The organism is Kribbella sp. NPDC058693 (assembly GCF_042715335.1).
GTDB classification, from domain to species: domain Bacteria; phylum Actinomycetota; class Actinomycetes; order Propionibacteriales; family Kribbellaceae; genus Kribbella; species Kribbella jiaozuonensis.
The window spans coordinates 671,071-683,175 of the sequence record NZ_JBHXSQ010000004.1 but is presented as its reverse complement, the minus strand read 5'-3'; the positions used below and the strand labels follow the sequence as shown (position 1 = coordinate 683,175).

The following is a 12,105-nucleotide window of genomic DNA, read 5'->3' as shown; positions in this document are numbered from 1 at the left end:
TCGCGGGGCTCAGTCGTTGAATTCGTTGACGCCGAGGGCGAAATTCCAGTGGCCGACGCCGTTGCGGGCTAGGCCCATTGTGACTAGGCCCATTCCTTCGAGCCAGTGGGACATTTTGAGGGCGCCGACGTCCAGTGGGCGTAGTCCGAGGGTCTCGATGAATGCCCCCACCTGCGCCTTGGCCTCAGGGTCGTCGCCGGCGAGGAAGACGTTTGGGCGGCCGTCCTCCAGGACGTTGCGGAAGATGGTGTTGAAGGCCTTCACCACGCTCGCGCCGGGCGGCGCCACCTTGGCGGCTTCCTGTGCGATCGAGGTCTGCTCGCCGTGCGCCAGTCCGTCGAACGTGGCGTTGAACGGGTTGCTGATGTCGACGATGACCTTGCCCGCGAGCGCGTCGCCGTACTCGGCGACGACCGGCACGACGCCGTCGTACAACAGGGCCGTGATGACAATGTCCCCGGCCGGTACGGCGCCCCACTTGCCCGCCGTCGCGCCGCCGCCCAGAGCCTTGGCCAGGTCATCGGCCTTGGACTGATTGCGTCCCATGACCTCGACGGTGTTGCCGCCCGCGAGCGCGAGCGTGCCGATGGTGCGGGCCATGTTCCCCGTACCGATGAGCGTGATGCTGTTCATGAGGTGTGCTCTCTTCCCGTTGTGGGTTGTGGCTCTCAGATAGCGGTGGTGCCGCCGTCGGCGACGAGTTCCAGGCCGTTGACGTAGCTGGAGTCGTCGGACGCGAGGAACAGCGCGACGCTGGCGATTTCTTCGGGGCGGCCCATCGCCCCTCGGGGAATGAGGGACTCAAAGGCGGTCTTAGTTGCCTCGTCGAACAGTTCTTCCTGTTTGGCGGTGGCGACCTGCCCGGGGGTCAGAACGTTGACCCGGATGTTGCGGTCGCGCAGTTCGTTGAGCCAGACGCGAGCCCATGCCTGCTGGACGGCTTTGCTTCCCGCGTAGAGACTCCAGCCGGGGAACGCGCCGAGGGAGGCGTTCGATCCGGTCATGAGGATCGAGCCGTTGTCGTTCATCACCGGCAGTGCCTTCTGCACGGTGAACAGGGTGCCGCGCGCGTTGAGCGAGAACGCGCGATGGAACTGTTCCTCGGTGATCTCGCCGAGGACGGCAGGTTCGCCCATGCCGGCGCTGGCCCACAGTACGTCGATCGAGCCCTTCTCCCGCTTGACGGTGTCGTACAAGCGATCCAGGTCGTCGAGGTCGGCCGCGTCACCCTGTACGGCCGTGACGTTGCGGCCGATCAGCTTGACGGCGTCGTCCAGTGCTTCCTGCCGCCGGGCCTGGATGAAGACGTGCGCTCCTTCCTCGACGAACAGCTTGGCGCCGGCCAGTGCCATGCCGGTGGACCCGCCGGTGATCACCGCGACCTTGTCATCGAGCTTTCCCACGATCACTCCGTTGCCTTGATGTTCTTATGTACACCAGATTGTGTACGTAACGTATCTGGCGGTTGATCGGAGCGCAAGCTAAGTACACCGATCGGTACCGAACGAGCTATGCTGCAGGCATGACGGAGTTGGAGAAGGGCCCCCAGGGCCGGCGCCGGGGCAGGGGCGCACGCGAGCGGATCCTCAGCGCGTCGCAGCAACTGTTCCGCGATCAGGGCATCAACCGCACCGGCATGGACCAGCTCTGCGCCGCGGCCCAGGTGTCCAAGCGCACGGCGTACCAGCACTTCACCAACAAGGACGAACTCGTCGCCGAGTACCTGCGCCGGTTCGACCCCGATGTCATGCCCGGGGTGTTCGACCGCGATGACCTCACACCCCGCGAGCGACTCTTCGCCGCGTTCGAGATGCCCGAGTCCACGCCGCTGTGCCCGTACATCGCGGCGGCCGTCGAACTCCATGACCCCGAACACCCGGCATCCCAGTACGCCCGCGACTACAAGACCGCCATCGCCGCCCGCCTCACCGAAACCGCCCGCGAAGCCGGCGCCACCAACCCCGAACAACTCGGCGAACAACTAGCCCTACTCATCGACGGCGCCTCAGCCCGCACCCGAGTCCTCAACACCAACACCTTCCCCACCGCCGCCACCATCGCCAAGATCCTCATCGACAACGCCATCCCGGAGCCCAGCGCCGACCGGGGAGCGGCCGAGTCTGCTCCCGTCCCGGTAGGTGGCGAATGATCGCCCGATCACGCTTCGACAGCCGGAAGAAGCGGCGGCAGGAGCCACGCGGGGGCTCACCTGTCCCCGCCACCCACAGCCGCCTGAAGGCAGGCGAGCCGTTGGCAGTCACTCGACCGCGAGCGAGCAACCGCGGGTGGCGGCCCGCAACACCCCCCGATGAGCCGGGGGCGGGCGGGTAGCGGGCGGAGCAGTCGCGCCGAGGAGCGCAGCGACGAGAGGCGACTGCGGAGCACGCGAGGACTCACACCAGCTCGCCACCACGGCCAGCTGAAGACAGCCGGCCGGCGTGACTCGCGAGCGGAGCGAGCACAACGCGGGCGGCAGCCCGCCACACCCGGCGATAGCCGGAAGAAGCGGGGCAGCCGGAGACACCGGCGACAGCCGGAAAGGATGCTCCGGGCGATAAGCCCGGGGGTGGGTGGGCAGCGCGCGAAGCAGTCGAGCCGAGGAGCGCAGCGACGAGAGGCGGCTGCGAAGCACGCGGGGGCGGACCGCAGTACGCCGGGGGCTCACCGCAGTACGTGCTCCTACTCAGGTGCGTACGTTCGCCACTGCTCCGTCAGCTGATACCCCAGCGACTGGTTCGCCTGCAGGCTCGCCTGGTTGGCGGCGGCACCGCCGGTGGAGAAGCGACTGATGCCGATGTCGAGGAACGCGAGGATCGACGCGGCCTTGACCGCCTGGGCGACCCCTCGCCGCCGGTGGGTGCCCAGCACCGAGGTGAACGCAGTGTCGCCGTACCCGTCCTTCTGCCGGATCACGGTCGCACCGACAAGCCGATTCCCGTCGAAAGCGCCGAAGACGCGATGAGCCGGCCACAGCGCGCGGGTATCGGCGAGCTCGCCGACCACCCGATGCGTCGCCGGCGTGTACGGATAGTCCGGCTCGTTCGCCTTCTCGAGGTTGTGCAGGACCTCGGCCGACTCGGGCCCGAGTTCGCGGATCGTCAGCCCGCCGGCGGTTGCCCGGCGTACGGCGGACTCCAGCAACTCCCGGTCCGGATCGAACAACCGCACCGCCCACGACTCGGCGACCACGCGGTAGCCGGCTGCTTCCAGCTCGGCGCACCGCGGGTCGTCGTCGCGAACGATTTGATAGTCGGGCACTCGCTGATTGTGAGCTGCCTGACTCCTCAGCTCAAGACAGTTTGCGCAGCAACGGCAGAACGTCTTCGGTGAACTGGGTCAGGAACCGCTCCTGGTCGTTCCCCGGACCGTGTACGACGAAGTGGTTGAAGCCGGCGTCGAGGTACGGCTGGAACTGCTTCACGACCTCCTCGGGGTCGGACGCCACGATCCACCGCTTCGCGACCTGCTCGATCGGCAGCTCGTCGGCGAGCCGCTCCATCTCGGTCGCGCTGGTGACGCTGTGCTTCTGCTCCGGCGTCAGCGACAGCGGCGCCCAGAACCGCGTGTTCTCCAGCGCCTGCTCGGGATCCCGGTCGTACGAGATCTTGACCTCGAGCATCCGGTCGATGTCCTCGAACGTCTTCCCGGCCTTCTCCGCACCTTCCTTCACGGCAGGGATCAGCTTGTCCGTGTACAGCTCCATCCCCTTGCCCGACGTCGCGATGAACCCGTCACCCGCGCGCCCGGCGTACTTCGCGACCAGCGGCCCGCCGGCGGCGACGTACACCTTGATCGGCGTCTCGGGACGGTCGTAGATGAACGCGTCGACGGTCTTGTAGTACGGCCCCTCGGAGCTGACGCCGTCCTTCGTCCACAGGTCGCGGATCAGCTGCACCGACTCACGCAGCCGGGCGAACCGCTCCTTGAACTCGGGCCACTCCATCCCGGACACGGCGATCTCGTTCAGCGCCTCGCCGCTGCCGACGCCGAGCATGACACGCCCGGGGTACAGCACGCCGAGGGTCGCGAACGCCTGCGCGATCACGGCCGGGTTGTACCGGAACGTCGGCGTCAGCACCGACGTACCGAGCAACACCCGCTCGGTCCGCTCACCGACGGCCGCCATCCAGGCGAGCGCGAACGGCGCATGGCCGCCCTCGTGCCGCCACGGCAGGAAATGGTCCGAAACGGTCACACTGTCGAGCCCGAGCTCCTCGGCCCGGACGGAGTACTCCACCAGCTCCCGCGGACCGAACTGCTCCGCCGAAGCCTTGTACCCGACTCGAATGCTCACCCTCTGCTCCCAACCATCGTCTTGGTCGTACTCCGAGGACAACCGCGTCCAGGTCCGACTTTATGCCGCCCCAGGTCGCTACCATCCATGGCGTGTACACGGACGACGCGCGAGTGCTGGGTCTGATCGGTACGACGTTCCGGACCGCCGCGCTCCCGCGGATCCGGGTGGTCGTGCCGCGAGCGCTCGCGGAACATGCGGTGGTGGCGTGGCAGCGCGAAGACGTCGGCGAGCTGCCGCGACCCGAGAACCCGGCCGACCGGCAGCGGCGACAGCGGGCCGGCGCGCTGGCGCTGATCGGTTTCGCGATCAGCGAGCACGGCCAGGTGGACGTCGACGGGAACACGATCGTCGAGCTGAGTCCGGAGCTGGTCGGCGTCGCCATGGACGCCGCCGACGACTTCGCCTGACCTTGGTCGACTGCCGCGTGTTCGGTTGACGCTGGTCGCGGCGCTCGGCGAGGATATGGGTCCGGCGCGGCCCGCGCCTCACCTTCGTCGACCGGCCCCAGCGCGGTCACAGTGAGAAGGCAAAGGGACTTCCTGTCTCGGGCCGCTCGTCCTGGTCAGCCGCCTCGACGGGATCGCTGGGGGATCGCGTGCGAGTGCGTGGAAGGCCAGATGACAGCGCACAGGAACTTCAAGCAACGGGTCCGAGCCCGCGCCGCGAAAACCGGTGAGTCCTACACGTCTGCCCTCCGGCACTTCCGTCCGACTCCAACAGGAGAAGACATGCCGGAACCGTTCCGCATCGCCGTCGCCCAGTCGACGGTGCACGAAGACCCGACCAACCCGACGCTGCTCCGGGAGAGCGGCGCCGAGGTCCGCTCGCTCATGCGGGAGGCGGCCGCGGCCGGCGCCCGCCTGGTGCAGTTCACCGAGGGCGCGATCTGCTTCCCGAGCAAGGTCGTGCTGTCCTCGCTCGGGCCCGACGAGATCGGTCCGTCGGACTGGACCAAGGCCGACTGGGCCGTGCTCGAGGACGAGCTCGGCCAGATCACCCGGCTCGCCGGCGAGCTCGGGATCTGGACCGTGATCCCGTCGGTGCACCAACTGCCGGACGCGCGTCCGCACAACAGCGCGTACGTCGTCTCCGCCAAGGGCCAGGTGGTGGCCCGGTACGACGACCGGGCGCTCTCGACCACCAAGGTGACCTGGATGTACACGCCTGGCACCGCGCCGGTGACCTTCGAGGTGGACGGGTACCGGTTCGGTCTCACGCTCGGGCTGGACGTGCTGTTCCCGGAGCTGTTCACCGAGTACGACCGGCTCGGCGTCGACGCCGTGCTCGTCTCGTACGCCAGCACGCACGGGCCGAACGAGCACATCGGGGTCCAGGTGTGTGGGACCGCCGCGAACAACACGTGCTGGATCAGCCTGGCGGTCACCGCGAACCCGGAGACGGGTCTGGTGGCCGGGGTGGCGGATCCGCGCGGCGCGTGGGTGGCGCAGGCGTCGGCCGACGGGCGGCCGGCGATCGCGGTCGCCGAGATCCAGCCGGACGAGCGGACCACTGTGGGCCGCGCCTTCCGGCAGAGGACGCGGGAGCGGATCGGGTCGTAGGGCTCACAGGTTCGGGTGCTGGTGCGTTCTACCTGTATGAACAGGCACGCGATTGTCAGCACCCGGATCGGTGACCTCACGGTGGTCGCCGACAACGACGTACTGGTCGGCGTCTACTTCCCGCATCACTGGGTCAAGCCGACCGCGGAGACGCTCGGTGAACGGGTCGAAGCCATCGACCCGTTCATCGCCGCGGTCGTCGAGCAGTTGGAGGAGTACTTCGCCGGCGGGCGGGTGACCTTCGACGTTGCGACCCGGCTGCACGGGGACGAGTTCCAGCACCGCGTGTGGACGGTGCTCGAGGAGATCCCGTACGGCGAGACCACGACGTACGGCGAGATCGCGGCGCGGCTGGGTGAACCGGCGCACGCCGCGCAGGCCGTCGGTAAGGCGGTCGGGCAGAACCCGTTGTCGATCGTGATCCCGTGTCATCGGGTGATCGGGAAGAACGGCTCGCTCACCGGGTACGCCGGCGGGCTCAAGCGGAAGCAGTTCCTGCTCGACCTCGAGCAGCCGGTCGGGGCTCGGCTGTTCTAGTTCGCTTGTAACTAGTTCGGTTGTGACAGGTTGCCGACCTGTTCGGCGTACCAGTCGAGTTCGGTCAGGTGTTCGGCGATCTGGCGGAGGGTCCAGTTCGGACTGCGGTCCTTGTCCCACTCGGCCGGGTCGAGGGCGGCGTACCGCAGTACGAAGGTCCGCCCGAGCCGGCGCAGCCGCTGCTCGGCCTCGCGTACGTCCTCTTCGGAGAACGGCGCGAGGTCGGCGGCGGACATGAGCGCGCTCGCGTGCCACTCGTCAGGCTGCGTCGGTACGCCGGCCAGCAGTGCCTCGACCTCGGCCAGGTGATCGATCATGTGGTCCGCGATCCGGCGGACCGCCTTGTGCGGCGTGAATGTCCGGCCGTCGTCGGAAATCCGCGGCTCACCGTCCCAGGCCGGCCAGGTTACGACCAACTTCAGCGACCGCTCCACAGCTTGTCCGACAAGTTCTCCAGGGTTCTCAGTCATGCCGCTGACGGTAAGCCCGTCATACTTCGGCCGCGGCCGAACTGATCCCGAGCCGATCCGCCAGCCGTTCGGCGTCGTACGGCGCGTGCACCTTCACGTCGTTGTCGAAGTACACATAGGTGTCGCATTTCCACGAGCGGATCTTCCGAGCCCACCGATCGAGCGACTTGTCGTCGTACCCGCTGACGTAGAGCTCGTCGGCGCCGTGCAGCCGGACGTACGCGAAATCCGCCGTCACATCCTCGAACATCGGCCACTTGCCGGCCGTGTCCGCACACACCACCGCAATGTCGTGCTCCCGCGCCAGGTCGACGAATTCCTTTGTTTTGAAGCTGTTGTGGCGTACTTCGATCGCGTACCGGAGCGGGATGTCGACGGCGCATTCGAGCAACGCGCGACCTTCCATCCGCTCATCGTGGCCCTTGGCAACCTCCGCGGCGGCAGACGTTGTCCGCGGCAACTGCGCGAAGAACGTCGCGCAACGCTCGGCGTCATACTGGAAGTTCGGCGGCAGTTGCCACAGCACCGGACCAAGTTTGTTGCCGAGCGCAAGCACTCCGGAGGCGAAGAAGTTGGCCATCGGCGCGTCCACGTCGGCCAGCCGCTTCATGTGCGTAACGAAGCGCGGGCCTTTGACCGAGAAGACGAAGCCGTCGGGCGTCTCGTCGTACCAGCGCTGGTAGGAGGTGGGTCGTTGGAGGGCGTAGAACGAGCCGTTGAGCTCGATCGAGTTCAGCCGGTTCGACGCGTACTCGAGCTCGGCGCGCTGCGGAAGGCCCTCGGGGTAGTAGACCTTGCGCCACGGCGGGTACCGCCATCCGGAGATGCCGACCCGAAATTGGGTGTCCGGCCAGCGCGTCATCCCCCGATTATTGACCCTGTGCAGATCGATCGCGGGTCGTACCCGGACGCGAAGACGCCCTGGGAGGATCCGTCGTGGCGCTCGGCCGCCCTTGCCTGGCTCGACCGGGAACTGGCGAAGCTCGGTGTCAGCGAGACGGAGCCGCGGCGGGTGAGGCTGCGGCCGTGGTCGGTCATCATCCGGGTCAGCGCTGAGCGTCCGGTCTGGTTCAAGGCGACGTCGCCTGGCAGTGCGTTCGAGCCGGCGCTGGCCGAGGCGCTGTCACGTTGGGCGCCCGAGCACGTGCTCACGCCGTACGCCGTCGATTGCACTCGCGGCTGGGCGCTCCTCCCGGACGGCGGCCCGCTCCTGCGCAGTCAGGCCTTGGATGTGCGGCACTGGGAAGAGGTGTTGGTTCAGTACGCCGATCTGCAGCGGGCGCTCGTGCCGCGGGTCGACGAGCTGGTGCGTCTCGGCGTACCTGACGCGCGGGTCCTGCCTGCGCTCTTCGACTCGATCGTGCGGACCGTTGGGGTGGATGATCGCGAGCGGTTGGCGGCGTTCCGGCCCCAGTTGGTCGAGTTGTGCGCTGAGCTGGACGGATTCGGGATCGCGGCGACGCTCGACCACGCCGATCTCCATGACGGACAGATTCTGGTGGCTGGGCCCGGGCGGTACACGTTCTTCGACTGGGGTGACGCGAACGTCGGCCACCCGTTCTGCAGTCTGCTCGTCGCGATCGACCGCGCGGCTGAGCAGCTCGGCCCGGACGTGGTCCAGCGGTTGGAGGACGCGTACGTCGAGCCGTGGACCGCCCAACACCCGCGGTCCGATCTACGTCGGGCGGCCGCCCTCGCGCGCCGGCTCAGCCCGCTCACCCGCGCCAGTTCGTGGGGCCGGCTCTTCCCCGCGACCGCGCACATCGGCCACCCGGAGCGTGCGGCCGCGCTACTTCGGCTCCTGGACTAGGTGGGGATCCAGGTCGGCCACCACGGCGGGACGTTCCCCGGGCAGGTGCCGGGTGAGCCGGCCGGGGTGCCTTGCCACGAGAACAGCGCGAGGTCGGCGATCGCGATCGCGATGGCGGCTGCGATCAGCGAGAAGAGGAACGCCTTCCCGGCGTACCGGAAGACGATGGTGAACAGCACCAGGTTGACGATCAACGCGAGTGGCAGGCCGAGGAACAGCAACGTCAGCCCGTTCGGCACGCTGCCGGTCACGTCGACATGACACGCCTTCCACGCCCGCGACGTCACCACGATCAGCCCGAACGCGGCCCCACCACCCACCACCACCGCAAGGAACGACTCTCCCTTGCTCCCCTTCGCAGCAAACGCCATGTGCATCACCGTAAGTGATCCGCGTGGCCACTTCAGCCGTCAGACTGCGTGTATGGACATCAAGCACCGGATGATCGTCTTCGACGCGGCCGACATCGAGGCCGAGAGCGCGTTCTGGGCGGCCTTCCTCGACGGCACCGTCGAGAAGTGGAGCGAGCGCTGGCACGCGATCTGGGTCGACGGCGGGTGGGCGCTCGGTGTCCAGCTCGCGCCCGACCACGTCCCGCCGGACTGGCCTGACGGTGCGCCGCAGCAGATCCATCTCGACCTGTATTTCGAGGGCGTCGACGCGCACACCGCCGCCCACGAGCGCGCCCTCGCCCTCGGCGCCCAGCTTCTCAAACCCGCGGACGACGCCACCGCGGCGCGTGGCGTCCAGGTGTACGCCGATCCCGCGGGGCATCCGTTCTGTCTGTGCTGGGTGCCCGCCTAGTCGTCGAGCGGGTGCAGGTCGACCGGCGTCAGCACCCAGCGGAAGCCGTACTTCGGGCTGGCAGCGCGATAGACCTTGTCCGGGGCGAAGTACTCGCCGATCAGACTCAGCAACCGCTCGTGGAACTCCGCGACCCGCTCGCCCGGCACCCGGCCCGCGTGCTCTCCCATGTCCTGCACGAATCCTGTCCCGAACATGCCCGCCGCGGCATCGGCGTACGCCTGCACATAGTCCTGCGCACTCGGCCCCGGCAACTCCGTCCGCCCGCCTGTCGCTGGCGCCGGGCTCTCCGCAAGCTCCGCGCCGGCTGCGGTACGTCGCCAAGCGCCGCCGTCCTCTACGACCCGGCCGGCGCCACGGAGCTTGTCGAGGTACCAGAGGACCCGGGCATCCGTCACCTCCAGCCGCTCGGCCAGCTCGCCCAATGTCCGCGGCTCCTCCAGCAACGCCACAATCCCGCGCGGCAACTCCGACGCTTCCCACTCGGTTGTCATAGGACGTACTACTAGCAGCTCACGGCAATGCGCTCAACAGCATCGGCGATCTCCGCGACCGGGCCCGCCGCGTCGACCAGCAACGCGCCGTACCCCGCGTTATCCACATCCACCCGCGCATGCCAAGCCAGCACCCGCTCCAACTCATCCCCACTCGACCCGAACGCCCCGGCCCGCCCGACCAACCGCCGCCGCAGCGTTCCGGCGTCGACGCTCAGACTCACCACCGCGTCGAACAGCTCCCAGATCTCGCCGTCGTTCCCGACCGTCCCGCACACGAACCCGACCCCGTCACCAACCTCAACCGCGATCCGTCGCACGGTCTCCACCGGCAACCGATAGGTGTACTCCGCGAACCACGCGTCGTCCCGCTCCGCCGGCATGCTGACCTCGACCCCCGACACGTTGTGAAACCACCGCGCCAGCCCGTCGACGTCGTACACCAGGTATCCCCGCCGCCGAAGCTCCCCGCCGACCGTCGTCTTCCCGACTCCGGACGATCCGGTCAGATACACCAGACCCATCTAGGCCTCCCTGCGAGGCGGGAGCCACATGAACGTCGTCACTTTGTCGAGATCCTCGGGCTCGTGCGGTACGACGATCACCTGGTGCGGATCCTCGTAGACGACGCGCCCCGGAGAAGTGGAGGTGAACCGCTCGCACGGAAGGTTGTGCGCGGCAAGGATCTTCAGATACCCGGGAATCGGCTCCAGCAAATGCTCGGCCGTCGGGATAAACCAAGCCGCGGCCTGCGGATTGTCCTCATAAATCGTCGGATCAACGGTCGACGGATTCACGTACGTCGCGTCGTACCAATCGTTCGTCGTACGCCGGAAGCGTTCCTCCTCCGCGCTCAACCACCCGCGATTCGCCAACATGTTCACCAGCCCGAAGATCCCGATCCGCCGCCCGCGTCGATCGGGCACCGGACTCTGGTACCGCACGTACGTCGCCATGCACGGATTCTCCCCGACTCTTGACCGACCGATGTTGTCAGGCTTAGCCTGACAAGCGTTGTCAGGACGGCCCTGACACAATGAGGAGGCGTGATGTCAGACAACCTGATGCGTTGCTCGTTCTGCGGCAAGCTCCGCGACGAGGTCGAACACCTCATCGCCGGCCCCGGTGTCTTCATCTGCAACGAGTGCGTAGGCCTGTGCGACAACCTGATCGGCGGGAAGCCGATGCCGACGTTCCCACCCCTCGACGGCAAGACCGACGACGAACTCCTCGCCGACCTGGCCCGCATCAACTCGTCCCACAGCCAGGTCGAAGCCGCCGTCCAGGACCGCGTCCTCCGCCTCCGCTCCCGCTCCGTCACCTGGGCCCGAATCGGCGAAGCCCTAGGAACAACCCGCCAATCAGCCTGGGAACGCTTCTCCGGCGAGGAATAACCGTGCCGAGAATTCTCCTGGTCCGTCACGGTGAAGTCGATGGCGCTCAATTAGATGCAGAAGGTTGGTGGGGCCCGGCGCGTGACTTTTCTCCGTTGTCTGCCGTGGGCATCCAACAAGCAAAAGAAGTCGGCCAAAAGCTCCGCGACAGCGGCGCCACCCGCATCATCTCCTCACCCCTGACCCGTGCCCTCCAAACCGCCGCCGTCATCGCGGCCGAGACCCACCTCCCGCTCACTGCAGTCGAGTTCGACCTCCGCGAATGGTTGCCAGACGCAACACTCTCCTGGCGCACAGCGGAGGCCGTCGCCGCCGTCTCCGACTTCCACCTCCACAACGGCGAGTGGCCACCCGGCGAAACCCGCACCTGGGAACCACAATCCTCCGTACGCCGCCGAGCAACGCAAGCCCTCCAACGCCAGTCCGCACTCAACAACACGCCCTTCATTGCCGTATCCCACAGCATGCTCATCGAGTCCCTCACCGGAGACCTCGGCATCGAGCACTGCGGCGTACGCGAACTCGATCAACTCCCAGTCGCGGACACAGGCACGATCCTGTTACCGAAGCCGGCCGCATGAGCGTCGGTGGCGACCAGTTCCCGACGACCGCTGGGAGTGCGCCGGCCGCGCCGCGGCTGGCTGGTATTCGTGAGCGGTGCTTGAGGGCCGCGATCGCTGCCCTCCAAGGTGATCTGCTGGTGGTTGGCCGAGGCCCTGGTCCGCAAGAAAGGCAACCCG

The 12,105-nt window shown here is 67.7% G+C and carries 18 protein-coding genes; 8 read left to right on the top strand and 10 right to left on the bottom strand.

Going from position 1 to position 12,105, the window contains the following annotated elements:
- Positions 1–9 precede the first annotated feature (9 nt).
- Both ACFWUU_RS29665 and ACFWUU_RS29660 read right to left on the bottom strand, forming a co-directional pair.
- Positions 10–633, bottom strand: a complete 624-nt coding sequence (locus tag ACFWUU_RS29665; RefSeq protein ID WP_380180152.1) for an NADPH-dependent F420 reductase — start codon at positions 631–633, stop codon at positions 10–12.
- A 35-nt stretch (positions 634–668) separates the two neighbouring features.
- The gene (locus ACFWUU_RS29660; RefSeq protein ID WP_380180150.1) at positions 669–1,403 is read right to left on the bottom strand and encodes an SDR family NAD(P)-dependent oxidoreductase; all 735 of its coding nucleotides are present in this window, start codon (positions 1,401–1,403) and stop codon (positions 669–671) included.
- A 119-nt stretch (positions 1,404–1,522) separates the two neighbouring features.
- Between ACFWUU_RS29660 and ACFWUU_RS29655 the strand changes: the two genes are divergently transcribed.
- Positions 1,523–2,149: a TetR/AcrR family transcriptional regulator gene (locus tag ACFWUU_RS29655; protein WP_380180148.1), complete on the top strand. Its 627-nt coding sequence runs from the start codon at positions 1,523–1,525 to the stop codon at positions 2,147–2,149.
- Positions 2,150–2,679: 530 nt separating this feature from the next.
- Here the strand turns inward: ACFWUU_RS29655 and ACFWUU_RS29650 are convergent.
- Together ACFWUU_RS29650 and fgd are read right to left on the bottom strand one after the other, a co-directional pair.
- Positions 2,680–3,258 carry a GNAT family N-acetyltransferase gene (locus tag ACFWUU_RS29650; protein WP_380180146.1) on the bottom strand — a complete coding sequence of 193 codons (579 nt, stop codon included), beginning with the start codon at positions 3,256–3,258 and terminating at the stop codon, positions 2,680–2,682.
- Between the two features lie 31 nt (positions 3,259–3,289).
- Complete coding sequence (fgd, locus tag ACFWUU_RS29645; RefSeq protein WP_137255620.1) at positions 3,290–4,294, bottom strand: glucose-6-phosphate dehydrogenase (coenzyme-F420); 1,005 nt, start codon at positions 4,292–4,294, stop codon at positions 3,290–3,292.
- Positions 4,295–4,386: 92 nt separating this feature from the next.
- Between fgd and ACFWUU_RS29640 the strand changes: the two genes are divergently transcribed.
- The 3 genes from ACFWUU_RS29640 (at position 4,387) to ACFWUU_RS29630 (ending at position 6,393) form a co-directional block, all read left to right on the top strand.
- Positions 4,387–4,704: a hypothetical protein gene (locus ACFWUU_RS29640; protein ID WP_380180144.1), complete on the top strand. Its 318-nt coding sequence runs from the start codon at positions 4,387–4,389 to the stop codon at positions 4,702–4,704.
- A 321-nt stretch (positions 4,705–5,025) separates the two neighbouring features.
- Positions 5,026–5,856: a carbon-nitrogen hydrolase family protein gene (locus tag ACFWUU_RS29635; protein WP_380180142.1), complete on the top strand. Its 831-nt coding sequence runs from the start codon at positions 5,026–5,028 to the stop codon at positions 5,854–5,856.
- A gap of 36 nt (positions 5,857–5,892) precedes the next feature.
- The gene (locus ACFWUU_RS29630) at positions 5,893–6,393 is read left to right on the top strand and encodes a methylated-DNA--[protein]-cysteine S-methyltransferase (protein WP_380180140.1); all 501 of its coding nucleotides are present in this window, start codon (positions 5,893–5,895) and stop codon (positions 6,391–6,393) included.
- 11 nt (positions 6,394–6,404) lie between these two features.
- On the opposite strand, the gene ACFWUU_RS29625 is transcribed toward ACFWUU_RS29630, so the two are convergent.
- Positions 6,405–6,863, bottom strand: a complete 459-nt coding sequence (locus ACFWUU_RS29625; RefSeq protein WP_380180138.1) for a hypothetical protein — start codon at positions 6,861–6,863, stop codon at positions 6,405–6,407.
- Positions 6,864–6,882: 19 nt separating this feature from the next.
- Positions 6,883–7,725: a DUF72 domain-containing protein gene (locus ACFWUU_RS29620; protein ID WP_380180136.1), complete on the bottom strand. Its 843-nt coding sequence runs from the start codon at positions 7,723–7,725 to the stop codon at positions 6,883–6,885.
- A gap of 18 nt (positions 7,726–7,743) precedes the next feature.
- Between ACFWUU_RS29620 and ACFWUU_RS29615 the strand changes: the two genes are divergently transcribed.
- Entirely contained in the window at positions 7,744–8,673 is a 930-nt protein-coding gene (locus tag ACFWUU_RS29615) for a phosphotransferase (protein ID WP_380180134.1), read from the top strand.
- Here the strand turns inward: ACFWUU_RS29615 and ACFWUU_RS29610 are convergent.
- On the bottom strand, positions 8,670–9,044 hold the full coding sequence (locus ACFWUU_RS29610; protein ID WP_350853656.1) for a hypothetical protein: 375 nt from the start codon (positions 9,042–9,044) through the stop codon (positions 8,670–8,672). The two genes, ACFWUU_RS29615 and ACFWUU_RS29610, sit on opposite strands and share 4 nt — an antisense overlap.
- A gap of 52 nt (positions 9,045–9,096) precedes the next feature.
- On the opposite strand from ACFWUU_RS29610, the gene ACFWUU_RS29605 reads away from it, so the two are divergent.
- Positions 9,097–9,477 (top strand): VOC family protein, encoded by a 381-nt coding sequence (locus ACFWUU_RS29605; RefSeq protein ID WP_380180132.1) that lies wholly within the window; start codon positions 9,097–9,099, stop codon positions 9,475–9,477.
- Here the strand turns inward: ACFWUU_RS29605 and ACFWUU_RS29600 are convergent.
- From ACFWUU_RS29600 to ACFWUU_RS29590, 3 genes are read right to left on the bottom strand one after another with little or no spacing between them, the layout of a single operon-like run.
- The gene (locus tag ACFWUU_RS29600) at positions 9,474–9,971 is read right to left on the bottom strand and encodes a hypothetical protein (protein WP_380180130.1); all 498 of its coding nucleotides are present in this window, start codon (positions 9,969–9,971) and stop codon (positions 9,474–9,476) included. The two genes, ACFWUU_RS29605 and ACFWUU_RS29600, sit on opposite strands and share 4 nt — an antisense overlap.
- Positions 9,972–9,982: 11 nt before the next feature.
- Complete coding sequence (locus ACFWUU_RS29595; RefSeq protein ID WP_380180128.1) at positions 9,983–10,495, bottom strand: AAA family ATPase; 513 nt, start codon at positions 10,493–10,495, stop codon at positions 9,983–9,985.
- The gene (locus tag ACFWUU_RS29590; protein ID WP_380180126.1) at positions 10,496–10,927 is read right to left on the bottom strand and encodes a hypothetical protein; all 432 of its coding nucleotides are present in this window, start codon (positions 10,925–10,927) and stop codon (positions 10,496–10,498) included.
- A 93-nt stretch (positions 10,928–11,020) separates the two neighbouring features.
- On the opposite strand from ACFWUU_RS29590, the gene ACFWUU_RS29585 reads away from it, so the two are divergent.
- A complete protein-coding gene (locus tag ACFWUU_RS29585) occupies positions 11,021–11,365 on the top strand; it encodes a ClpX C4-type zinc finger protein (RefSeq protein ID WP_380180123.1) in 345 nt (114 codons plus the stop codon).
- A gap of 2 nt (positions 11,366–11,367) precedes the next feature.
- The gene (locus tag ACFWUU_RS29580; RefSeq protein WP_380180120.1) at positions 11,368–11,946 is read left to right on the top strand and encodes a histidine phosphatase family protein; all 579 of its coding nucleotides are present in this window, start codon (positions 11,368–11,370) and stop codon (positions 11,944–11,946) included.
- Positions 11,947–12,105 lie beyond the last annotated feature (159 nt).

Bases quoted from the DNA above. Each gene is read 5' to 3' on its own strand.
- ACFWUU_RS29600 (WP_380180130.1), bottom strand. From the start codon at position 9,971: ATGACAACCGAGTGGGAAGCGTCGGAGTTGCCGCGCGGGATTGTGGCG.
- ACFWUU_RS29655 (WP_380180148.1), top strand. From the start codon at position 1,523: ATGACGGAGTTGGAGAAGGGCCCCCAGGGCCGGCGCCGGGGCAGGGGC.
- ACFWUU_RS29585 (WP_380180123.1), top strand. From the start codon at position 11,021: ATGTCAGACAACCTGATGCGTTGCTCGTTCTGCGGCAAGCTCCGCGAC.
- ACFWUU_RS29620 (WP_380180136.1), bottom strand. From the start codon at position 7,725: ATGACGCGCTGGCCGGACACCCAATTTCGGGTCGGCATCTCCGGATGG.
- ACFWUU_RS29595 (WP_380180128.1), bottom strand. From the start codon at position 10,495: ATGGGTCTGGTGTATCTGACCGGATCGTCCGGAGTCGGGAAGACGACG.
- ACFWUU_RS29590 (WP_380180126.1), bottom strand. From the start codon at position 10,927: ATGGCGACGTACGTGCGGTACCAGAGTCCGGTGCCCGATCGACGCGGG.
- ACFWUU_RS29635 (WP_380180142.1), top strand. From the start codon at position 5,026: ATGCCGGAACCGTTCCGCATCGCCGTCGCCCAGTCGACGGTGCACGAA.
- ACFWUU_RS29665 (WP_380180152.1), bottom strand. From the start codon at position 633: ATGAACAGCATCACGCTCATCGGTACGGGGAACATGGCCCGCACCATC.
- ACFWUU_RS29625 (WP_380180138.1), bottom strand. From the start codon at position 6,863: ATGACTGAGAACCCTGGAGAACTTGTCGGACAAGCTGTGGAGCGGTCG.
- ACFWUU_RS29630 (WP_380180140.1), top strand. From the start codon at position 5,893: ATGAACAGGCACGCGATTGTCAGCACCCGGATCGGTGACCTCACGGTG.
- ACFWUU_RS29610 (WP_350853656.1), bottom strand. From the start codon at position 9,044: ATGGCGTTTGCTGCGAAGGGGAGCAAGGGAGAGTCGTTCCTTGCGGTG.
- ACFWUU_RS29605 (WP_380180132.1), top strand. From the start codon at position 9,097: ATGGACATCAAGCACCGGATGATCGTCTTCGACGCGGCCGACATCGAG.